Genomic DNA, 20914 nt, shown 5'->3' on the forward strand with positions numbered 1-20914 from the left:
TCAGATGTGATCTTTGTGCTCGGGTTCGCCGAGGTTCTCGACCCGGATGTCGGCCGAGAGGCGGCCGGCGCGCTCGAAGACGAAGGTCACCGGGATGAAGCTGCCGGGCTCGACCTTGGTGTAGAGGCCGACCAGCGTGATCTGATGTGTTCCTGGCCTGAGCGACACCCTGCCATTCGCCGGCAGGGCGAGTTCGTCGAGCTCCACGGGACGGACGATGCCGGTCTTGGTGTCCAGAGCCTTCAGGATGGCGTGGTGGGCTGCGGCCGTTTCGATCTTGAGGAGTCGATCCGGGCGAGCGCCGCTGTTGGCGAAGGTCGCGTAGAATGGGAACTGGTCGCCCTTCAGCGCCGATCCCTTGGCCCAGGGATGGATCACGGCGACGCCGCCACGCTGCGCCACCGGCTCGGGATGGATCTGCCCCATGGCGAGCAGACCAGCCCCGATCAGCACGCCCAGGCCCCCAAGGCGCCAGGCCGCTGCGCCCGAGAGCAGCGCAAAGGGCTTGGTCTCGGCGGCGGAAGCCGCCTCGATCCATTGTCTGATCCGCCTCATGATCGGTCTCCTTGCGCGCCTGGAGAGACATTGGGCTGTGGGGATGCGGCCTCGGAGCGGGCCTTGCGATAGTCGGCAAGAGCGGCCAGCAGCATCAGCCCGACACCCGCCGAGATCGCGATGTCGGCGCCGTTGAAAGTCGGCCAGTGCCAATCGCCCCAGTGAAGGTCGATGAAGTCCGTGACGGCGCCCTGACGCCAGCGGTCCTGCGCATTGCCGAGCGCACCACCCGCAACCAGCGCCAGACCGACCCGCTCGAGCCGGATCCGGCTTCTGACGGCCCAGACCATGAGGCCGATGGCGACGACGACCTTGAACGCGGCCAGCATGCCCGGCCACGCCTCCAGCGTGTCGCGGCCGATCCCGAAGCTGACGCCGTAGTTGAAGCCGAGGCGCAGATTGAGGAACGGCGCGATCTCGATGACGCGCGGCGGCGCCATCACATATGTGAGGATCAGCCATTTCGAGAGCTGGTCCAGCGCCGCGGCGGCGACCGCCCAACCAAGGACTTCTCCGAGCCGCTTCTGCAACGTCATGGCGTCGTGCTTTCCGGGGTGGTGCGGGTCCCGAGCCAACGCCGCACCCGCTGCTGATAGTCGCGATAGGGCTGGCCGAGGCTTCGCACGAGGACGCGTTCCTCGATGCGGACCTGGAGGACGATGGCGACCAGGAGCGCGAGCGTCAGCGCACCCTGAATGAGGCTGGGCAGCACGAGGAAAAGCCCGACGAAGAGCAGGGCCTGGCCGACGAAGACCGGGTTGCGCGAGATCGCGAACGGGCCGTTGTCGACGATCGGGCCGAGCTCGCCCTCCGCCGCACCGATGCGCCAGGAGGCGCCCATATGCCGCTGGGACAGGATCGCGAGGCAGGCTCCGACTACGACAAGAAGATGGCCCAGGACATCGACCCACGGGCCGTCGAGTGTGCGTTGGAGCGGGTCGGCCTTGATAGGATTGCCGACCAGCGCCAGTACGATGGGCCAGATCACCGCGCCGGCGAAGGCGAGGCGGAACAGCGTGGCCGACAGCGCCTGCTTCTCGCGGCCTTTGCCGAAGAGCCAGACCGGCCGTCCCGCTTCCCTGGCGAGGATGGCCGACATGGCGAGGAAGCTGATGACGTAGACGACGGTCATCAAGTAGCTGGCGATCTCCATGCCGGACATGGCGCGTTCCTTCCGCTCAGCCGACGCGGCCGGCGTTGAAGCGCAGCAGCCGCAGCGCGTTGGCCGTCACAATGACCGTGGCGCCGGTATCGGCCAGGATCGCGACCCAGAGGCCGGTGTAGCCGAACACCGTGGTGACGAGGAACACGGCTTTCAGCCCGAGTGCGATGGCGATGTTGACCCGGATGTTGCCCATCGTCGCCCGCGCAAGCCTGATCATGGCTGCGACGTCCCGGACCCGGCTCTTCAGGATCGCCGCGTCGGCGGTTTCCAGTGCGACGTCGGTGCCCGAGCCCATCGCCACACCGATGCCGGCGGCGGCGAGCGCCGGCGCGTCATTGATGCCGTCGCCGATCATCATGACAGAGGCCTCGGCTGACAGCGCCTTGATCGCGGTGACCTTGTCCTCCGGCATCAACTCGGCCTTGTGCTCCATGCCCAGCGAGCCGGCGATGGCCGCCCCCGTGCGGGCGTTGTCGCCGGTCAGCATCAGCGAGCGGATCCCCATCGCCTTCAACTCGGCTATGCCGGCGGCGGCGTCCTCGCGCGGTTCGTCCCGCATAGCGATCAAGCCGGCGAGGACGCCGTCCGCGATCACGGCTGCGACGGTCTTGCCGGCGGTCTCCAACTGCTCGACGGCCGCCTTCGCCTGGTCGTCGAAGTTGGCTCGCGAGAGCGCGTGGCGCGGCGCCCCGACGAAGATTGTGGCTCCGTCCAGCGTACCGGTGACGCCCTGCCCGGCGATGGCCTTCGCCTCGGTGGCATTGCGCACCGGGATCGCATGTCCCTTGGCGCGCTCGATGATCGCCAGCGCCAGCGGGTGGCTCGATCCGGTCTCGACGGAGGCCGCGAGTTCTACGACCTCCCGTTCGGTCCGTGCCAGCGCGACGACCTCCGTGACGCGCGGGCGGCCCTGCGTGAGCGTGCCGGTCTTGTCGAAGGCGACGACGCCGGTCTTCGCGGCAGCCTCGATGACGACGCCGCCCTTCATCAGCAGGCCCTGGCGTGCGCCGGTGGAGAGCGAGGCGGCGATCGAGGCCGGCACCGAGATGACCAGCGCGCAGGGGCAGCCGATCAGCAGCAGCGCCAGGGCCCGGTAGATCCAGACCGACCACTCGGCCCCGAGCAGCAAGGGCGGCACGATCGCGACGAGCACGGCAAGACCGACGATGGCCGGCATGTAGACCCGCGAAAACCGGTCGATGAAGCGTTCGGTCGGCGCGCGCGCCTCCTGTGCCTCCTCGACCAGCCGGATGATGCGCGCGATCGTATTGTCCTCGGCAGCCTTGGTCACGCGCACCCGCAGCGCCGCCTCGCTGTTGACCGAGCCGGCGAAGACCGGCTCGCCGATGCCCTTGGTCTTGGGAACCGACTCGCCGGTGACCGGGCTCTCGTCGATGCCGGAGACGCCATCCGTGATCTCGCCATCGGCCGGGATGCGGTCGCCCGGGCGCACCAGCACGGTCTGACCGATGTTGAGCGCCGCAGCATCGACCGTGCGGGTTTCGCCGTTTTCCTCGATAATGGCGGTCTTGGGCACGAGCTCGCCAAGCGCGCGGATCGAGGCCCGCGCCTTGTCTGCTGCGACTCCCTCCAGCACTTCTCCGACCGCGAAGAGGAACACGACCAGAGCCGCTTCCTCGGCCGCGCCGATGACCAGCGCGCCGGTGGCGGCGATCGTCATCAGCATCTCGATGGTGAAGGGCATGCCGGCGCTGGCGGCCGCATAGGCCTTGCGCGCCACGGGGACGATGCCGATCACGCAGGCCGCGATGAACGCCCAGTGCGCGGCGGCGGGCCAGACCAGGCTGGTGGCCCAGGCCGCACCGAGCAGCGCGCCCGTCGTCAGCACGAGACGGCCCTTATTGGTCTGGTACCAGGACACGCCGTCCGGGGTCGCTTCATGGACATGGCCCGGCAGGCCGTGCCCGGTGTCGACGGCCTGTTTGCCGACCGTGTCGGCCGTCCCTTGCCTGGCGGCGTGTCCATCATGGTCATGAGAATGGCTATGAACCGCATGATCATGCCCGGCATGATCTTCATGCTCGCGACGATTACCGGCTGCGGGGCTCGACGCTTGCGTCTTCGGCGCAACCACGGCGGTGGTGAAGCCGAGGCTGGCGATGCGCTTCTCGACTGCGTCGCGCTTCGTCTGGGTCTCGTCGAGCGCGAGCGTCAGGGTTTCAGACATTACCGAGAGCTTGACGTCGCTGACGCCAGGCAAGCGCTCGAGCGCACCACGAATGGTCGCAGCGCAGCCTGGACAATCCATGCCGCCGACCTTCCAGCTCAAGGGCTCCGGGCTGCGTTGGATCCCGGCCGTGGTCGTCGCGTCCGCCGGCTTATGGGGATGGCTGCAGCCGCACGTGGCTGCCGGCTCCGGGACCGGCGTCGCCTTCGCCACCAGCACCGTCAAGATGTAACCGAGGCCTGCGACGCGCTTCTCGATCGCTTCGCGCTTGGTCTGGCTCTCGTCGAGCGCAAGCGCCAGCGTTTCCGACATGACCGAGAGCTTGACGTCGCTGACTCCGGGCAGGCGCTCCACGGCGCCGTGGATCGTCGCCGCGCAGCTCGCACAATCCATCCCGCCGACCTTCCAGCTCAGGTTCTGGAGCTTGGTGTCCGAGGTCGCTGTCATAGTCGTCTCCGCTTGCAGGCGCTGTGAGACAACCCACATACGATCTCTAGCCACTTCAGGTTCAAGAGGTAAAATGAGATGGACGCAAAAAATCTCGCGCGCGTCATGCCGATCGGATCGCTCTCGGACCGGACCGGCGTGAAGGTTGAGACGATCCGCTATTACGAGCAGGTCGGGCTTCTTCCGCAGCCAGAGCGCTCAGAGGGCAACCAGCGCCGCTATGGCCGCGCCCATGTCGAGCGGCTCGCCTTTATCAAGCATGCCCGCGACCTCGGTTTTCCCGTCGACGGCATCCGCGCCCTACTAAGGCTGTCCGACAACCCCGGCATGGCATGCGACGAGGCCCACGCGATTTCGGTCGCCCATCTCGACGAGGTGCGCCACAAGATCGCGCGGCTCCGCTCGCTGGAGAAGGAATTGGAACGCATCGCTGCAGCCTGCTCTGGCGGAGTCACGGCCTGCGACTGCGCCATCATCGAGGCGCTGGCGGACCACAGCCAATGCGGGTACGATCGGCATTAGCCGGCGTAAAAGGCCACGACCCTGTTGTAAGTCCCCTTGGACCTGCTATTTTGGCCCTTATATGCTCTCAATCATTGTTCCCACTCAATGGTTGGGGCTCCGCCGGAATTTCCCTTGTTTTTCATGAGATTGGGACTGACCGGTAGGTTCGGGTCCTCTCCTGGGCACAACGCTTTTTCCTCAGCAGGACAAAGAGTTACGGTTTTATAAGGGCTTATCGGCTATCCGCTTTCACACAGCGGTTTCACACATGGCCCTCGCGATGCCCCGTCCCTTCGCTACCAAGTCGGGATCCTACTACCTCAACGTTCGGGTGCCGAACGAGCTCCGAGAGGTCGCGCGCGGCCGTGCCGTGACGCTGCCGATCGCCGGCGACCCCGTCACCGTCACCATCTCCGACAAGGTCTACATCTCGCTGCGCACCAAGAGCGCCCGCGAGGCTAAGGACTGTTTCCAGGCGGCGCTGGGCCGTTTGGCAGCCTACTGGGACTCGCTGCGCGCGTCCGTCCACACCCTGACGCCGATCGAGGTCAAGGCGTTGGCAGGCGAGGCCTACCGGGACGCCGTCAACAAGCTCGACGCGGACTACGATTTCAACGATCGCATCGAGGCGTTCGTCACCGAATATCGCGACGCGCCTCGCCCTGGCGCATGAAGAAGCTGACGCTTTCGAGATAGAGGGCGCCGGTCGGCAGCAGCTTGATGCGCGCTCCGGCATCCAGCGCCCGCACGATGCTTGACGAGGACTGCACGGTGGCGTCGGCGCGGCCCGACGCGACCTCGTTGATGGCGTCCGTCGCCGAGGGGAAGGAGGCGAACTGCGCCTTCGGGAAGGTACGCCGCGCCACGGCGAGCTGCGAGGTGCCCTGGAGCGTGGCGAAGCGGATGTTCTACGCGTTCAGATCCTCCGGCTTTTGTACCGTCGAATTCGGCTTCAGGGTCGACATAGACAGGCGCATGGAACGCAGGTATCGGCGTGAAGTCGCCGCGCAGCGCGCGGGCCGGAAGGTTCGTGACGGGCTCGATCATGTCGCAGCGGCCCGATTCCAGCAGCGAGAACAGCCCCGCCGCACTTGCACTCCGTAGCGTCTCGCGCACTGTCGAGGGCGCCGCGCCGACGCGCACCGAGATCGCCTTGTGGCCGAGCCCCTGCTCGAACCGATATCGCAAAATCTCGCGGACGCGCCGCATGCTCACCCTCTCCGCCGACATCAATCGCTCCCCTCGGACACGCCAAAAGGAGCAAGCCTAAGCCAGCAGAGGACCCGCGATCTTACCGCCCGACAGGGGGCGGCATCATCTCGGAATCCGGGGGCGGATTAATCTCGGAACAAGGGGGCGACATCCCTCGGAATCAGCAGCTAGGATCGCGAAGCTCACGACAGCCGCGGTGCCGGTCAGGATCAAAGGCACCGCATATGGCCGGTTGGGAGCAACGGCGCGCGTGCCTCTCGTGTCCGCCATCTTCGACCTATCGCCTTGCACCCTTCACCACGCTGGCCATCAGGACACCGAGACATCCGAACAGGAGTAGGAGCCCAATGGTGATCGAGTTGTCGTGAACGTAGTGAACCACAAGCCAGCAGCCGGCCACGACCGCCAGAATTGAGAGAGCGAGTTGCTCGTCGTCCACGAACAGACCGACGAACTCGTCAAAGATGAGGCGTAACACGGTCATCGGGCGATCTCCACGGGGCGGCGGGCGAGCGAGATCAAGGCGAGCCCGGCTGACAGGAAAATCGCGGCCAGCACGAGAATGGCCGCGTCGTGACCGGGCCATTCCACCCCAAGTCCCTCGCCGGTCCAGAACACTCCGAAGGCCGACAGCATGACGCCTACGCCGAACTTCAGGGTGTTTTCCGGCACTCGGGAGAGTGGCTTGTGAACGGCTATGCCGATCACCAGGACGAGAATGCAGGCGGCGAGCGCCCCCAGAGCCGCAGGCCAGAGCAGGCCGCGCCCGGCGCCGACCGCGATGACGATGAAGACAACCTCGACTCCCTCCAGCACCACGGCCTTGAAGGCCGCCAGCCCTGCAATCCAGTCGAGATGGGAGATGCGCTTGCGCGCGGCGTCTTGCAGGAGCGACGTCTCCTTTGCGAAGGCCTGCTCCTCGTCATGAAGTGCGATGATGCCCGCCGCCCGCAGGATCGCTTTCCGCAGCCAGCGAAGGCCGAAGAGCAGCAGCAAGATGCCGATTACGAGCTGCAGGCTTTGGATCGGGACCTTGTCGAGCACCGGCCCAAGCGCGAGCACCAGAAGACCGAGAACGCCGAGCCCGGCGGCGGTGCCGGCCAAGGCAGGTCGCCAACCTTGGACGGTCCCGACGGCGAGCACGATGGTGAAGGCCTCGACCACCTCGACGATCGAGGCGAGGAACGTGGCGGAAATCGCAGGCGCGGCAGTCGCCCAGGTCATCATGGCCGATCCCTTTCAGTGTTCAGGACGATGGCGGAGGTGCCAGATGCAGACCCACGACCAGGATGGCCGCGAGAAGCAGGATGAGAGCCGGATGTCCGATGCTCTCGATTGAGCCATCGATCCGGAACCCGATCAGGGTGGAGCCCGCGACGATGCCGATCACGCCGAGGTAGAGGCCCCTCATGATCACTGACGGCAGCGGCGGTGTGTCGTACGGCACGGACATGCTGGCCATCTCGGTTCCCAGGTGTCACAATGGATTTTAGATCAAGCGGCGATCATCGCTTTGTATTTGTAACGACCGTAACAATCAAGAGGTTCCATGTCTGCGTTGGAATGGTTGCTGCTGACCTACAAGGTCCCGGCCGAGCCCGCACGAAAGCGCGTCTCGATCTGGCGGAAGCTCAAAGGCATGGGCGCCGTCTATCTGCAGGGCGGCGTCTGCGTGCTGCCCAAGACCGACGACCATCTCCGTCGTCTCAAGGTTGTCGAGAACGAGATCGCCGAGGCGGAGGGCGAGGCGCTGCTGCTGGCGACGGTCGGTCTCGACCAGAAGCAGCAGGAGAAGATCATCGCCCGGTTCAACGCCGACCGCGACGACGAGTACAAGGAGTTCATCGAGAAGTGCATCGCCTTCGAGGCGGAGATCGCCGAGGAGACCCGCGTCAAGCACTTCACCTTCGCCGAGCTGGAGGAGAACGAGCAGGAGCTAACCAAGTTCAAGACGTGGATCGCCAAGATTCAGAAACTCGACTTCTACAAGGCGCAACGGGCTGAGGAGGCCGCAGAGCGGTTGACCAGGTCGGAGGCGATCCTCGACGCCTACGCCCATAACGTCTTCGCGGCGCAGGACGAGAATAAGCCGTCCGACAACGGCAAGCTGGGTTAGGTTCTGCCGCCATGACCCTTGAACAGCTCAGGATCTTTGTCGCCGTTGCCCAGCGCGAGCATGTCACGCAAGGCGCGCGCGAGCTGAACCTGACCCAGTCGGCGACGAGCGCTGCGATCACCGCGCTCGAGACGCGTCACGCCGTAAAGCTGTTCGACAGGGTCGGGCGGCGCATCGTGCTGACCAAGGCAGGGCAGATCTTTCTGGTGGAAGCGCGTGCTGTGCTTTCGCGCGCGGCTTTGGCCGAGACCGTCCTTGCCGATCTTGCCGGGCTGAAGCGCGGGACGCTGGCGCTCGCAGCCAGCCAGACGGTGGCGAACTACTGGCTGCCGCCGCTGATGCAGCGCTATCAGGAGCGCCATCCCGGAATCGCGCTAAGTCTGACGATCGGCAACACCGAAACGATCGCGGCTACGATCCATGACGGCGCGGCCGATCTCGGCTTTGTCGAGGGACGGATCGATGATCCTCATCTTGCCATCGAGATGGTCGGCGCCGACGAGATGGTTCTTGTCGTGGGTCGAGAGCACGGCTGGGCGGAGCCTGGCTGCGTTGATGCGAGTGAGTTGTCAGCGACGCCCTGGGTGTTGCGAGAGCCCGGTTCAGGTACGCGCGCATTGTTTGAACAAGCGCTCGCTGGAGCGGGTCTCACATTGGACCGCCTGACGATCGCACTGGAGCTGCCCTCGAACGAGGCCGTGTGCTCGGCCGTCGCCGCGGGCGGCGGCGCGACCCTGATCTCACGTCTGGTGGCGGAGGCGGGCCTGCGCTCTGGCGCGCTGATCGCGGTTGACGTCATGGTCCGGGATGGCCAGCCCGGGTTCGCGCTGAGGCATCGCGATTTCCTGGCCCTGCGTCATAAGGAACGCCACCTCACGCAGGCGGCACGAGCGTTTTACGCGCTGATCGAGGCAGGCGGCGAGACGCGAGGAAGCGTATGAAGTTCGCCGCTCCGGTCAGGCGACCCCGAGCAGCCTGATCAAAGCGTAGCTGATGGCGGCCAGCACGATCAGCGAGAGCGTGACGGCCGCGATAACACGTGGACCGGCCTTGGCGACCGTACGGATGTCGACGCCGAGCCCGAGCGCCGCCATGGAGACGACGGTCAGCAGATTGGCGACAGTCGCGATCCACGGCAGCGCGATCGCCGGGATCAGGCCTGCAGAGCGGAACGCGGCCATGACGAGAAACGCGACGATGAACCACGGCACCAGATGGTGGACGGGCACCCGGTTCGGCATCGGACGGTCGCCGGCCGTGACGTGAGGAGCTAGCTCGTCGCTGTCCTCGCGCAGACGGCTGGTCAGCATCGACAGGACGAGGACGACCGGCCCGAGCATCAGCACGCGCACGAGCTTGACCAGCGTGCCGATATGGACGGCCACGACGCCTGCCGGAGCCGTCGCGGCTATGACCTGCGGCACCGCATAGACCGTGAGGCCCGACAGGATGCCGAACTGGGTCGCGCTCAGGCCGAGCGCCGGGATTAGCAGCGGCAGGCCCAGGACGACGAGGACGCCGAGGACGGCCGTGAAGGCGATCGAGGAGGCGACGTCGTCGCCATCGGCGCCGATGACGGGCGCGACCGCTGCAATGGCCGAGTTGCCGCAGATCGAGTTGCCGCAGGCGATCAGGATCGCCAGCCGGCGCGGCAGGCTCAAGGCGCGGGCGATGCCGTAGCTCAGGGCGATGGCGACGGTGACGATGCCGGCGATGCCCAGCAGCAGGCCGGGCCCTGCGGCGATGATCGTGGCGGCGCTGAGCGAGGCGCCCAGCAGGACGACCGCGACCTCCAGCAGCGTCTTGGCCGAGAATGTGATACCCCTGCGCCATGCCGATCCAGGCGCCCATGCCGTCCGCACTGCGGTCCCGATCAGGATCGCCAGTACCAGCGCTTCCAGCCAGGCGCGATCGAACAGGCGCTCCTCGATGTGCTCCAGCGCAAACGCTGCACCGGTCACGGCGAGGCAGAGCGCCAGGCCCGGCAGGATGGCGAGCAGCTTGCCGCCGGCGTCTAAAGCCAGATTGCGGGAGGCGGTGTTGACGGTGTTCGGCGACATCGGTTGGTCCTGGCCTGATCGGCTGCGATTGGGTCACAGGAGAATGAAGCACCATGATTGGCCCATCCAACGACTAATCATTCTCAGTTCGTTCGATAAAAGCGAATGATCGTGTCGAGTTGAACACGGGCACACGCGCGGCATCTGGCGCGCTCTTGGTCGCTGATGACGGAGCGCGCGCTGGCTGCCATGATGCCGACCCGGAAACCCTGCGACCTTCGGCCGGCGAAGCGAGACACGATCCTGCGCAAGACGATCGAACTGGCACTTCGGGATAACTGGCAGCGGCTGTTCGGCTATGCTGTCAGGCTGAGCGGCAGCCGTGACGCCGCAGGCGATCTGCTGCAGTCATGCGCGAGCAAGGCTCTCGCCAGCCCGGCTATTCCGACAGAACCGTCGCAGGCGCGGGCCTGGCTGTTCAAGGTCCTGCGCAATTGCTGGATCGACGATCACCGCCGGTCTTCGGTGCGCGCTGACGACAGTGCGGCAGAAGCCTGGGGAGCTACGGTTTGGGACTGCGACGACCGACTGATCGCCGAGATCACTGTCAGACAGGCATTGGAACGAATCGACCCGGCGCATCGCGAGATCATCGAACTGGTCGATCTGGCAGGGTTCCGCTATGCCGAGGCGGCGGAAGTCCTCGATCTGCCAGTGGGCACGGTGATGAGCCGCCTCAGCCGCGCGCGTCTGGCGATGCTGAGCCTGATCGAGGGGCGAAACGTCACGCCGATCTCAGCAGGACGGCGCCATGCGAGATGAAGACGAGACCATGACCGGCAACCCGACGATGACCTGGGAGGCGCTCAACGCCTACGTCGACGACGAGCTCGCGCCCGATGCCGCCGCCGACATCGCCGCTGCCGTCGCGCGCGATCCCGATCTTGCCGCACGCGTTGCAAGCCTCTCGCGTCTGCGGGCCACGACGCGCAGCCTGGCTCCGGAGATCGGCGCGCCGGCGCTGCGACTGCCGCAGCGACGGCGGCCCCTGTCCGCACGGGTTGCAGCGCTGGCCGCATCCCTTTCCCTCGCCGTTGGCCTGGGCGCCGCGATCTGGATGGTTGGCATGGCGACGCCGGATGCGCCGCCGCTTTCGGCGGCCGTGGCCGCGCATCGCGCCTGGCTCGCTGACGCGGGTGCCGATCGGAGTGGCCGGCTTCAGGTGGAGATGGCCGGGGCCAGCGCCGGCCAGCTGCCGGACCTGGCGCTCGCTTCGCTGACGCTCGTCCATCTGTCGCTCGATCCGGCCATCCGCCGGGGCGGCGGCATGCTGGCCGGTTATGTCGGGCCCAATGGCTGCCGGATCGGCTTGTGGATCGCGCCGCATCGCGGCCCCTCGCTGCCGCATCCGGTCGCGCAGGATCGGGAGGGATTGTCGATCCGATCCTGGAGTGCAAACGAGACGGATTATGCGCTGCTCGGGCGCGGCATCGATGCCCTGCGTCTTGATCGGATCGCAGCGCTGGTGGCGCGCCTGACCCAGAGCGAGCGCCTGCCGCCCCGCGAGCACATCGCCGCACTGGACGAGGCCAGGGCCGCCGGCTCCGCCTGCACGGGTTGAGGCCTTAGATTTTTATGGGTCCGGGAATAAAACGGCATCGTCCTGCGTCGTCTCCCATGAGGAACATGTCCTCGGGAGAAACGCCATGCTCAACGAAGCACAACTGCGGGATGCCGCAGCACCATCGCCCGACAATGACGGCGCAACTCGGCCGATAGGCCGCCAGCCATCTCGCCGCGGATTGCTGCTCGGTGGCAGCCTTGCCTCGCTCGGGGCAGCCGCCGGCCTTGGCCTGCCGCTCGGGAGCGGCGCCGCGGGCCTGACCTCGGCAGCTTCCGCTCAGGGCGCGCCCGCCGCTGGCGCCGCGCCCAAGGGTCCGCAGCCTTTCGATTATCCCGGTAAGGACAAGGGTCTCGTCCTGCTCGGCGACCGGCCTCTCGTGGCCGAGACGCCGGAGCGCCTGCTCGACGACGACACCACGCCGATCGGAAAATTCTTCGTCCGCAACAACGGCCAGATCGCCGAGGAAAATAAGCAGGGCGACGCCTGGAGCTTCAAGGTCGAGGGCGAGGTCGACAAGCCGCTGACGCTGACCGTCGCCGAGTTGAAGTCGCGCTTCGCCCCGCAGACGATGCGGATGGTTCTGGAGTGCGGCGGCAATGGCCGCTCCTTCTTCCAGCCGCCGGGACGCGGCAACCAGTGGACCAATGGCGGCGCCGGCTGCGCCGAGTGGACCGGCGTCAGGCTCGCCGACGTGCTGAAGGCGGCAGGCCTCAAGGACGGCGCGAAATTCACCGGCCATTACGGCGCCGATCCGCATCTCTCCGGCGATGCCGGCAAGGACGCGATCTCGCGAGGCATGCCGATCGAGAAGGCTATGGAGCCGCATTCGATGCTGGTCTGGGCCATGAACGGAGAGCCCTTGCCGCATATCCATGGCGGGCCGCTACGCCTGGTCGTGCCGGGCTGGCCGGCGTCGCTGTCATCGAAATGGCTGACGCGCGTGCTCGTCCGCAAGGATCCCCATGACGGCCAGGGGATGGGCGGCACCTCCTATCGCCTGCCGACGATCCCGCTCGTGCCGGGCTCGAATGCCGATGGCAAGACCAACTTCGCCGACATGACCTCGATGCCGGTGCGCTCGATCATCACCGCGCCCGCCAACGGCACGCGGCTTGACGCCGGCACGCGTCAGGTGCCGCTGCGCGGTGCGGCCTGGGCCGGCGACCACGACATCCAGAAGGTGGAAGTCTCCGTCGATGCCGGCCAGCGCTGGCAGATGGTTTCGATGGCCAAGCCGAAGAACCGCTACGACTGGGTCCGATGGGTCGGCACCGTGGCTTTGCCGAGCGACGGCTATTTCGAGGTCTGGGTCCGCGCCACGGACTCGCGTGGCGTGGCGCAGCCCCATGTCGCGACCAACTGGAACCCGCAGGGCTACGGCTCGAACCCGCTTCACCGCATCGCCGTCTTGGTGGGCTGACCGCATGGCGATCAGGATCAACCATTTGGCGGCCGCAGCAGCGGCCGCCGTTCTGAGCACTCTGCTCCTTGCGGCAGTCTCCTCGACCGCCTCGGCGCAGGCGCCGACCACGGTAGAGGAGACGCCTGAATCGCTGCCGGATTTTGCCGGCCGCGAAGAGACCTTCGGCTATTGCGTCGGCTGTCATTCCTTCCAGGTCGTCGGCCGGCAGGGCATGGACCGCGGACGGTGGGACGAGACGTTGAGCTGGATGACCGAGAAGCACGCCATGCCGGCGCCCGACGCCGAGACGCGCAAGGTGCTGCTCGACTATCTCGCGCAGGCCTACCCGACCAAGGCCCCGGCCCAGGCAGGTGGCTGGGTCAGCCCCTTCGCGCCTAAACCCTGACGACGAAAGCCATTACGATGAAACGCATCCTCCTCGCCGCGGCGCTGGCCGCCTGTTGCTTGTCGTCGGCACGCGCTCAGGACGCCGCCGCCGGCGAAAAGCTCTTTGCGCAATGTCGCGCCTGCCACCAGGTCGGCGAGACCGCGAAGAACACCGTCGGTCCCATTTTGAACGGTATGATCGGCCGTCAGGCTGGAACGCTCGACGGCTACAGCTATAGCGCCGCGATGAAGGCCTCTGGCATCTCCTGGAGCGACGAGACGTTCTCGGAGTACATCAGAGACCCTAAGGCGAAGGTGCCCGGGACCAAGATGATCTATCCGGGGCTGAAGGATGCAGCCAAGGTCGCGGATCTCATCGCCTATCTGAAACAGTTCGGCGGTGACGGCAAAAAGGCGCCCTGAGGCGCCTCTGTCGCAAGCCGGTTTCTTCGCTGCGCTCGTCAGGCAAAGATGGCGATCAGGACGATTGCTGTTCCGCCCATGGCTGCGGCGATCGGCAGCGCCGTGATTTGGAGCAGCGCGTCGCGTCCACTGACGCGTCCTGTCGCGATGTCGACGTCGCCGTCCAGGAACTCATGGAAGCTTCGCTCGGTTTCGCGCTCGGGCGTCATGTTCCTGGACAGAGCGCCGCCTCCGACCAGAAGCCCGAAATACATCAGGCTGATCGTGGTGACGATGACGAGAAGCAATGTGCTGGGCCCGCCGGCGAAGGCTGCCCAGGCCAGCACGATCAGCCAGGCATATCCTGCCAGTGCGATGCCGATGGCATAGGGATGGACGCCAGTCGCGCGCAGACGATGATGCTGCTTGGCGCGCTGCACTGTCGTGTCGCTGCGAGGCACTTTGCCGATCGTTCGGGCTTCGGCGATCGGCATTCTGAATGTGGTCATCGTCATGATCCTCTCCTCTCGGCTCATCCATCCGGATGTCCTTGAGGAGAGGATCGCGTCGTCTAGCATATTTATCCAACGGATCGTTCTTGTCGAATTAATCGAATCAGGCGAACGATTGGATGACCCTCACGGCTTTTGGATCTGCACCGGCTTGCCGGGCTTGTCAGCCATGCCCTCTACGATGACGAGGTAGCGCCTCTGAATGGCCGCAACCTCGCTGACGACCTGCCGGATCGGTCCGACCGCGTTGACAATCGCCGCGCCGGCGGGGTTGCTCATGAAAGCGGCGAGCGGCTGTACGACGCCATCGCCGGTCGCGCTGGCAGCCAGCGCCAGCACATAGGGCTGCTTCGGCTCAAGGCCGGTGACGGCAGCCTGCAGCATCTGAACGAGCCCCTGGTTGAACAGCGTCACCTGCGTAGCGCCCTTGCCGTCCGCGCTTGCGAGTGAAAGCTGGGTAGACCCCGCGGCGGCCGAGAGCGGCTGGAGATTGGCCATGCCGTCGCCCTTGGTCACCGCGTTGGGAACATAGGCGACGCCTTGGGGCGCTTGTCCGAGCGGGATCGTCTCGATGACTTTGTTGCTGGCGGTGTCGATCACGGCTGCCGCATCGGCATTCTCCAGCCCAACGTAGACGCGTGTCCCGTCGCCTGACGGCCATAGGCCATGGGGCAAGGCGCCAACAGGGATGCTGGCGACCTGCTCGAAACCGTCGGTGCGGAAGACCTTGATCAGGTTCAGCCCGCCGACCGTGACATAGGCGAACTGCTCCTTGCCGTTGCGGACGATGTTGACGTGGTTCGTGATCGGGCCGGTATCGAGCACCTTGAGCGACTGGAACGGCGGCTTGGCGTTGAACACCATCGTCTTGCCGATGTCCTTCAGCGTCAGCCAGACCTGTGCACCGTCAGGCGTGGCTGCGATATCGGGGCAGAACGGGCTGTCCTGCTTCATGCTGCCGACGATCTTCTTGGTCCCTGTGTCGATCACGACCGTCTCGGGGCTGAAGCTGGAGCAGACATAGCCATAGCGGCCATCGGGCGAGAAGATCGTCATGCCCGGGCCGTTGGGCACCTTGATCCGTGTCGTCGGCGCAAAATTCTCACCGTCGAGCACCTGGATGTAGTCCTCGCCGCGAATGCTGACCCAGACTTCCTTGCCGTCTGGCCGGAAGAAGGCTTCGTGCGGCGAACGGCCGACATAGGCCGTGTGCTTCACGGCATTGGTCTCGGTATCAATGAAGCTCACGGAATTGGAGCCGATCGAGATCACCGCGAGCGTCTTGTGGTCAGGCGAGAAGCCCATGCCGTGAACCAGCACCTGGCCACGATAGAGCGGGCTGAGGTTCGCCGGCGTCGGCTCGCCGAGCTTGATCACGCCCAAAAGCTTGTTCTGCGACGGGTCGATCACAGAGACCGTGTTGGAGAACTGGTCGGAGGTGTAAAAGCGGTCGCTTTTGCTGATCGCGATATCGGGCACGTCGGCGCGACCGGGCGCCTGGCCGGCGAAGGCAGGAATAGCTGTCGAGAGCAGCAGCAGGGCTGCGAGGCGCGTGATCATCGTTTCATCTCCTTGTGGTCGTGATGGCCGTGCGCGGATGCCGAGGCGCCTGCGGCATTGGCCGGAGTGGCGGGTTTTTCGTCCAGGATCGCCTGCATCACGGCGATTTCCTGCCGCTGTTCGACGATGATTCCCTGGGCGAGACGGCGCAGGCGCTCCTCGCGGCCGAAGCGCAGTTGGATCTCAGCCATCTCGACCGCGCCCTGGTGATGTGGGATCATCATCGTCGCAAAGTCGCGGTCGGGGTCGCCGGTCGGTTTGGCGGCGGCCATGCCCTCATGCATGCGCGCCATCGACCGATCCATTGCCTCGCTGAAGGCTTTCATGTCGGTGGCGGCGATGCCTGCGGCGTTGATCGTGGATGGTCTTGGCGTTTCGGTCGCGTGGGCCGCTGAACCAATCGTGAATAGGCCGAACACGGCCAGTTGGAGCGTTCGCATCATTCCTCCATTGCGACGTCATATGGAGGTCAACGCGCGAGAGACGTCTTTCATTCCGGAGGGCCTGTGCGTGTCAGAACACGAGGACGTGTGCTTCGCCGGTGATCAGGCCGGCCAGCACGGAGGCGTCTCCCATGCGCTAGTCGAGATTCAGCGGAAGTTTATACTCCGGATCGCCATCCCTTCATCGTTTGGCGTCAACGCCACGAGCGGGATAGATGGTGGAAAAGCAAGGCATCATCGGAGCGTCGAAGGAACGCGGCCCCTCATGGTAGACACGTGAACTGGGGAAGAAGGCATTTTCGCAGTTGGGCAGCCTCCAAGCGTGGGAAATTCGGCCCAGGATATGTTCCTCCCAACCGCCGATGTCGGTTCTAGACGCTACGCCAACCGGCATAGAAATTGGGACTAGGCATCAAAATTGTCGGTTAAAATCGACATATAACTTGATTTTGTCGGCTATAGCCGACATATAATGGACCGTGGAGGAACTCCTAATGGGTCGCGGTCACCTGTTAAGCACCCCGCCCTATGAGGTGGAGACGGCCTTGAAGCGCCTGGGCGCGAACCTGCGCACGGCGCGCCTGCGCCGGAATATCACCCTTGCCGATGTCGCCAAGCGCATCGGCGCTAGCCGAGAGGTGGTCGGCGAGGCCGAGCACGGCAAGCCGTCCACCAGCATCGCCATCTATACCGCCCTGCTGTGGTCCTACGGCCTGGTCGAGCGCCTGGGGTCGCTCGCCGATCCCGCCACGGACGACGAAGGCCTGCGCTTGGCGAGCCTGCGCGAGCGCCGCAACGCCAGCACGCCCCAGCCCCTCGATGACGACTTCTGAGGGCGCCCATGCCGGAAGCCTATGTCTACATCACGCTCCCGGGCGCCACGGTGGCGGTCACCGCCGGGCGCTTCGAGCTTAGGGCCAACCGGAATGGTGTCACCACGGGTCTGTTTGTCTACGGCCGGCGCTATCGGGAGCGTGCCGATGCCGTCGAGATCGATCCGGTCGAGTTGCGCCTTGGTCGCGCCAGCTATGACACGGTCCGCCTGAATGGTGTCTTCGGCGCGCTCCGGGACGCCGGGCCGGACTACTGGGGCCGCTGGGTGATCGAAAAGCACGCCGGCCTTGGGCAGATGGGCGAGCTCGACTACCTGCTGCACTCGCCGGATGATCGCGCCGGTGCCCTGGGTTTTGGCCTCGGCGTCGAGCCACCCGCGCCAGCGCGAGACTTCAACAAGACCTGGGATCTGGAAAAGCTGCAGTCGCTCGCCGACGCGCTGCTCGCGGACGCACCGCCTCGAGACGCCGCGCAGGTCGAGGAGCTGCTGCTGCTCGGCACCTCTATGGGCGGCGCCCGGCCCAAGGTGGTGGTCGAGAGCGAGGATGTGCTCTGGCTGGCCAAGTTCAACCGCACGGACGACCGCTGGAACATGGCGCGGGTCGAGCACGCCACGATTAGGCTTGCCCGCCAATGCGGCCTGCAAACAGCCGAGTCGCAGATTGCCAGCATCGGCGGTCGCGACGTGCTGCTGGTCAAGCGGTTCGACCGTACGCGCGTCAATGACGGCTACGCCCGCGCCCGGATGGTCAGCGCGCTGACCCTGCTGGAGACCGACGAGACGCCCGAGGGGCGGGCGCGCTGGTCCTATGTGCTGCTGGTCGAGACCCTGCGCCGGATCAGCGAGCGCCCTGCCGACGACGCGCGCGAGCTGTTCCGCAGGATGGTGTTCAACGCCCTCGTCTCCAACATCGACGATCACCCGCGCAACCACGCGGCTATTGCACCAGGCTCCGGCTGGCGCCTTTCGCCGGCCTACGACCTCACGCCGACGCCTTCGATCGGCGAAGAACGGCGCGACCTTGCCATGGCCTGTGGTGCCCAAGGCCGCTTCGCCAACGCGGCGAACCTGCTGAGCGAATGCCGCCGGTTTCTGCTCGCTCCCGATGAGGCGAAAGCGCTCGTCGATGAGATGACCGAAGTCGTGGCCCGCGAATGGTACGCGACCGCCCGCATCTGCGGGGTCAGCGAAGCCGACTGCGAGGTGATCCGTCGGGCCTACGTCTATCCGGGCTTCTCGACTGGAGCCTAGCCGGACGACGAAGCCACTTGTAGAGCGGCCAGTCCAAAACTGTGCCGGCTCGATGAGGAACCGCGCGGGCGGCCAACTTCTCGTGGCGATGAAGCCCTCGTCGCCTGAAATGGGTGCTGAATTCTCTAGATTTTAGGTGTCGCCACGCTATGATCAACGACCTATGAAGTTCACACTTCCCTTTCACACAGCAACTCAAGCGCGCATCTTGCCAAGAAGATCGCGCGCGCAGCCTCGAACGATGATTTAATCCACACCTACCGCTCGCCACGAGGTTTCCCCGGTTCGCGCTTACCTTCGCCTCGTGCCGGGTCGGTGCGTTTGCGTTGCGCAGCGGCTGCCAATTCCCGGAGCAGATGCTCACGGCGCGTTTCCGGATCGGGCATCTTCGCCACAAATTCCCGCACCTTGATCGCAAGCGCACGATCACTACCCTTCCCGGTCTTTTCCAAATCCTTGGCATGAGCCAGGTATTGTGCCCGGATCTTGGCCTGCCGTTCTCGAGCCTTAGCCTCCCAAGGCCGCGAACCCGAGCCGCCACCCTTCGCCGCTCGAACGACATCGTCCCGAGCCCCCTTGTCGGTGTCCGGGACCACACCGCGCCGACGCAGCGCCACCACCGTCCCCTTGTCGTGCTTGCGCACCTTCCCCCGCGTCCGCCGCGGCGTGGCCTCGGCCGCGACGCCGCGTAGCCGTAGCTCGCCGGCAAACCGCTCGCGCCAGGTCGCCAGATCGGCCTTTCGGGGGTTCAGGCGCTTTCCGTTGTAGCCCTGCGAGCGCACCGTCAGATGCACATGCGGGTGCTTATCATCGAGGTGCTGCACGAAGACATAGTCGTGGTTCGCTTCGAACGTCCCGATAGCAAACGCCCGCACGGCGTCTTTCACCGCGATCGGATCGGTGCCCGGCGGCATCGACAGGATGACGTTGACCGACACGCTGCCATCGCGGCGGCGCTTGTCGTCCAGCACCGCGTCGTCCGTCCAGCGTAGCTGGAGATCCCTGAGACCCTCTCGGCCCTGCATCAACGAACCCTGCTCGGTCTCCGCCGTCAGTTCGCCATTGCGCATGATGTATTCGAGATGAGATTTAAGATGTCCGGCGTCCTTGGTCCGTCCGGTGATCTTCACCATCACCTCCGGCGCCCGGCCCACGATTCGTTCAAGCCGCGCCCGCATCGCCGGCGTGACCCGCTGAGGCGCGACTGGGTCTGGAATGTCGGCCTCGGACACACGCGGCCGGCGTACCGGCGTCCGCCAGACGTAGGAGATCGGCGGAAGATCATCGAGAAGCTCTTTGGCATGCTTCCCGCTCATCATCGGCCTTCCCAATAGGTGCTGGTTCGATCCAGAACCTCTTTCAATTCGCCCTGTAGCGCCTGAAGCGCGCCTTGGGCCTCGCTCAGCACCTTCCAACTGTCGGCCCCTGGATCGAGCTCGCTACGGTTGGCTGCACGAGCGATCTGATTGATGTTGCCTCCGATCCGACTGAGCTCCCGAGCAATCGTCCGCAGTGCCTCCCGCTCGCCCTCCGACTGCTGCGCTGGCGCGCCAAGACGCGACCGAACCAGCGACGTGATCCACTGCGTCCGCGTCATCCCGCGCACAGTAGCCATCTCACCAACCTGACGCAGCTCGCTCTCGCGGAAGCGCACGGTCACCTTCTGCGGCGTACCGACCGCGACCGGCGCTCGCTTCGATTCCGGCGCACCGACTGCGCTCTCAAGCAGCCTCCGGATCAACGCCGACTTGCCGCCCTCAGTCGCCGCTAAGGCCGCGAACTGAAGCGCCAACTCCTCCGAAACCCTCAACGTCAACGTCGGCATCGTGACGCCCTCTCACCGCACCCAAAACCAGCGACGCGCCGAAGCGCGTCGCCACGCCAAACTGGCGTAATAATTCGCTGGCGGCAAGCCTATCCTGCACTAGAAACTCAACCAAAGACTCTCAACAATCCACCTCAGTTAACGATTCGAGAAGGGGCGTGTCACGAGCGCCGTCGGCAGCCCACAGCAAACCGACGATGCTGTCGCTGGCTTAGGAAATGAGACCGCCCCTGGAACGACGCAGTGTGGTTCAAACCACACTCTGGGCGAGCCGCTGGTCTCGCAGTGTCAGCCGATGAGAACCGCTTCGATCCGAAGCGCGGTCACGCTGGCATCCTCAACCGAACCGTTATCGAATGCGACGCGCGCGAAACCTTGGCTGCTCGCCATAGTATCGTCGAGCACCAAAGCACCGTGCCGTTTGCCGACACGGACTCGCACGACAGCCACACCCTTCGCAGCAGGACGCGATTGCGGTGCCATCGC

At 65.5% G+C, this 20914-nt stretch carries 26 protein-coding genes; 11 read left to right on the forward strand and 15 right to left on the reverse strand.

Translation table 11 applies throughout. From position 1 onward, the window contains the following. Genes Q8S38_RS18035 through Q8S38_RS18050 form a run of 4 tightly spaced genes read right to left on the reverse strand, consistent with a single transcriptional unit; the run spans window position 1 to window position 4355 of the window. Window positions 1–555, reverse strand: coding sequence for a copper chaperone PCu(A)C (locus Q8S38_RS18035; RefSeq protein WP_068185494.1), 555 nt, complete (start codon window positions 553–555; stop codon window positions 1–3). After that, complete coding sequence (gene lspA, locus Q8S38_RS18040; protein WP_082736946.1) at window positions 552–1091, reverse strand: signal peptidase II; 540 nt, start codon at window positions 1089–1091, stop codon at window positions 552–554. The genes Q8S38_RS18035 and lspA overlap by 4 nt, the downstream gene beginning before the upstream one ends. Beyond that, the gene (locus tag Q8S38_RS18045) at window positions 1088–1717 is read right to left on the reverse strand and encodes a methyltransferase family protein (protein WP_068185492.1); all 630 of its coding nucleotides are present in this window, start codon (window positions 1715–1717) and stop codon (window positions 1088–1090) included. Before Q8S38_RS18045 ends, lspA begins: the two co-directional genes overlap by 4 nt. Window positions 1718–1733: 16 nt before the next feature. Continuing rightward, the gene (locus Q8S38_RS18050) at window positions 1734–4355 is read right to left on the reverse strand and encodes a heavy metal translocating P-type ATPase (protein ID WP_082736945.1); all 2622 of its coding nucleotides are present in this window, start codon (window positions 4353–4355) and stop codon (window positions 1734–1736) included. Window positions 4356–4433: 78 nt separating this feature from the next. Between Q8S38_RS18050 and Q8S38_RS18055 the strand changes: the two genes are divergently transcribed. Continuing rightward, window positions 4434–4877 carry a MerR family transcriptional regulator gene (locus Q8S38_RS18055; RefSeq protein WP_068185489.1) on the forward strand — a complete coding sequence of 148 codons (444 nt, stop codon included), beginning with the start codon at window positions 4434–4436 and terminating at the stop codon, window positions 4875–4877. 250 nt (window positions 4878–5127) lie between these two features. After that, window positions 5128–5532, forward strand: coding sequence for a DUF6538 domain-containing protein (locus tag Q8S38_RS18060; protein ID WP_156449132.1), 405 nt, complete (start codon window positions 5128–5130; stop codon window positions 5530–5532). Here Q8S38_RS18060 and Q8S38_RS18065 read toward each other — a convergent pair. The 4 genes from Q8S38_RS18065 to Q8S38_RS18080 all read right to left on the reverse strand — a co-directional run bounded on the left by Q8S38_RS18065 (window position 5495) and on the right by Q8S38_RS18080 (window position 7533). Continuing rightward, a complete protein-coding gene (locus Q8S38_RS18065; RefSeq protein ID WP_068185484.1) occupies window positions 5495–5725 on the reverse strand; it encodes a type 2 periplasmic-binding domain-containing protein in 231 nt (76 codons plus the stop codon). The genes Q8S38_RS18060 and Q8S38_RS18065 overlap by 38 nt on opposite strands. 623 nt (window positions 5726–6348) lie before the next feature. Beyond that, complete coding sequence (locus tag Q8S38_RS18070) at window positions 6349–6555, reverse strand: hypothetical protein (RefSeq protein ID WP_068185478.1); 207 nt, start codon at window positions 6553–6555, stop codon at window positions 6349–6351. After that, window positions 6552–7298 (reverse strand): COG4280 domain-containing protein, encoded by a 747-nt coding sequence (locus tag Q8S38_RS18075; protein WP_068185475.1) that lies wholly within the window; start codon window positions 7296–7298, stop codon window positions 6552–6554. Before Q8S38_RS18075 ends, Q8S38_RS18070 begins: the two co-directional genes overlap by 4 nt. A gap of 19 nt (window positions 7299–7317) precedes the next feature. Further along, window positions 7318–7533: a hypothetical protein gene (locus Q8S38_RS18080; protein ID WP_068185472.1), complete on the reverse strand. Its 216-nt coding sequence runs from the start codon at window positions 7531–7533 to the stop codon at window positions 7318–7320. Window positions 7534–7620: 87 nt separating this feature from the next. Here Q8S38_RS18080 and Q8S38_RS18085 point away from each other — a divergent pair, with 87 nt between their 5' ends. Both Q8S38_RS18085 and Q8S38_RS18090 read left to right on the forward strand, forming a co-directional pair. Continuing rightward, window positions 7621–8187 carry a Chromate resistance protein ChrB gene (locus Q8S38_RS18085; protein WP_068185469.1) on the forward strand — a complete coding sequence of 189 codons (567 nt, stop codon included), beginning with the start codon at window positions 7621–7623 and terminating at the stop codon, window positions 8185–8187. Window positions 8188–8198: 11 nt separating this feature from the next. After that, on the forward strand, window positions 8199–9128 hold the full coding sequence (locus Q8S38_RS18090) for a LysR family transcriptional regulator (protein WP_068185466.1): 930 nt from the start codon (window positions 8199–8201) through the stop codon (window positions 9126–9128). Between the two features lie 15 nt (window positions 9129–9143). Here the strand turns inward: Q8S38_RS18090 and Q8S38_RS18095 are convergent, their stop codons facing one another. Continuing rightward, window positions 9144–10247, reverse strand: coding sequence for a YeiH family protein (locus Q8S38_RS18095; RefSeq protein WP_082736943.1), 1104 nt, complete (start codon window positions 10245–10247; stop codon window positions 9144–9146). Window positions 10248–10436: 189 nt separating this feature from the next. Between Q8S38_RS18095 and Q8S38_RS18100 the strand changes: the two genes are divergently transcribed. The 5 genes from Q8S38_RS18100 to Q8S38_RS18120 all read left to right on the forward strand — a co-directional run bounded on the left by Q8S38_RS18100 (window position 10437) and on the right by Q8S38_RS18120 (window position 14023). Next, window positions 10437–11009, forward strand: a complete 573-nt coding sequence (locus Q8S38_RS18100; protein ID WP_305681750.1) for an RNA polymerase sigma factor — start codon at window positions 10437–10439, stop codon at window positions 11007–11009. Continuing rightward, window positions 10999–11808, forward strand: a complete 810-nt coding sequence (locus Q8S38_RS18105) for an anti-sigma factor (RefSeq protein ID WP_305681751.1) — start codon at window positions 10999–11001, stop codon at window positions 11806–11808. Before Q8S38_RS18100 ends, Q8S38_RS18105 begins: the two co-directional genes overlap by 11 nt. A gap of 85 nt (window positions 11809–11893) precedes the next feature. Next, window positions 11894–13231, forward strand: a complete 1338-nt coding sequence (locus Q8S38_RS18110; protein ID WP_291820803.1) for a sulfite oxidase — start codon at window positions 11894–11896, stop codon at window positions 13229–13231. 4 nt (window positions 13232–13235) lie between these two features. Further along, window positions 13236–13619 carry a hypothetical protein gene (locus Q8S38_RS18115; RefSeq protein WP_068185460.1) on the forward strand — a complete coding sequence of 128 codons (384 nt, stop codon included), beginning with the start codon at window positions 13236–13238 and terminating at the stop codon, window positions 13617–13619. A 17-nt stretch (window positions 13620–13636) separates the two neighbouring features. Continuing rightward, a complete protein-coding gene (locus Q8S38_RS18120) occupies window positions 13637–14023 on the forward strand; it encodes a c-type cytochrome (protein WP_068185456.1) in 387 nt (128 codons plus the stop codon). Window positions 14024–14061: 38 nt separating this feature from the next. Here Q8S38_RS18120 and Q8S38_RS18125 read toward each other — a convergent pair whose 3' ends face one another. The 3 genes from Q8S38_RS18125 to copM all read right to left on the reverse strand — a co-directional run bounded on the left by Q8S38_RS18125 (window position 14062) and on the right by copM (window position 16514). After that, on the reverse strand, window positions 14062–14496 hold the full coding sequence (locus Q8S38_RS18125; protein ID WP_305681752.1) for a hypothetical protein: 435 nt from the start codon (window positions 14494–14496) through the stop codon (window positions 14062–14064). Window positions 14497–14640: 144 nt separating this feature from the next. Continuing rightward, window positions 14641–16074 carry a YncE family protein gene (locus tag Q8S38_RS18130; RefSeq protein WP_068185450.1) on the reverse strand — a complete coding sequence of 478 codons (1434 nt, stop codon included), beginning with the start codon at window positions 16072–16074 and terminating at the stop codon, window positions 14641–14643. Beyond that, window positions 16071–16514, reverse strand: coding sequence for a CopM family metallochaperone (copM, locus tag Q8S38_RS18135; protein WP_068185553.1), 444 nt, complete (start codon window positions 16512–16514; stop codon window positions 16071–16073). Before copM ends, Q8S38_RS18130 begins: the two co-directional genes overlap by 4 nt. Before the next feature lie 548 nt (window positions 16515–17062). Here copM and Q8S38_RS18140 point away from each other — a divergent pair. Continuing rightward, window positions 17063–17350 carry a helix-turn-helix transcriptional regulator gene (locus Q8S38_RS18140; protein WP_291820811.1) on the forward strand — a complete coding sequence of 96 codons (288 nt, stop codon included), beginning with the start codon at window positions 17063–17065 and terminating at the stop codon, window positions 17348–17350. Between the two features lie 8 nt (window positions 17351–17358). Next, window positions 17359–18603, forward strand: coding sequence for a type II toxin-antitoxin system HipA family toxin (locus tag Q8S38_RS18145; RefSeq protein ID WP_068185442.1), 1245 nt, complete (start codon window positions 17359–17361; stop codon window positions 18601–18603). Between the two features lie 257 nt (window positions 18604–18860). Here Q8S38_RS18145 and Q8S38_RS18150 read toward each other — a convergent pair whose 3' ends face one another. From Q8S38_RS18150 to Q8S38_RS18160, 3 genes are all read right to left on the reverse strand, one after another. Next, on the reverse strand, window positions 18861–19919 hold the full coding sequence (locus Q8S38_RS18150; protein WP_068185440.1) for a relaxase/mobilization nuclease domain-containing protein: 1059 nt from the start codon (window positions 19917–19919) through the stop codon (window positions 18861–18863). Continuing rightward, on the reverse strand, window positions 19919–20428 hold the full coding sequence (mobC, locus tag Q8S38_RS18155; RefSeq protein WP_068185435.1) for a plasmid mobilization relaxosome protein MobC: 510 nt from the start codon (window positions 20426–20428) through the stop codon (window positions 19919–19921). The genes Q8S38_RS18150 and mobC overlap by 1 nt, the downstream gene beginning before the upstream one ends. Window positions 20429–20716: 288 nt before the next feature. Further along, window positions 20717–20914, reverse strand: a 198-nt coding sequence (locus Q8S38_RS18160) for a transcriptional repressor KorB C-terminal beta-barrel domain-containing protein (protein WP_305681753.1), incomplete at its 5' end; no start/stop codon positions are given.

It is taken from the genome of Allobosea sp. (assembly GCF_030695125.1).
Classification (GTDB): domain Bacteria; phylum Pseudomonadota; class Alphaproteobacteria; order Rhizobiales; family Beijerinckiaceae; genus Allobosea.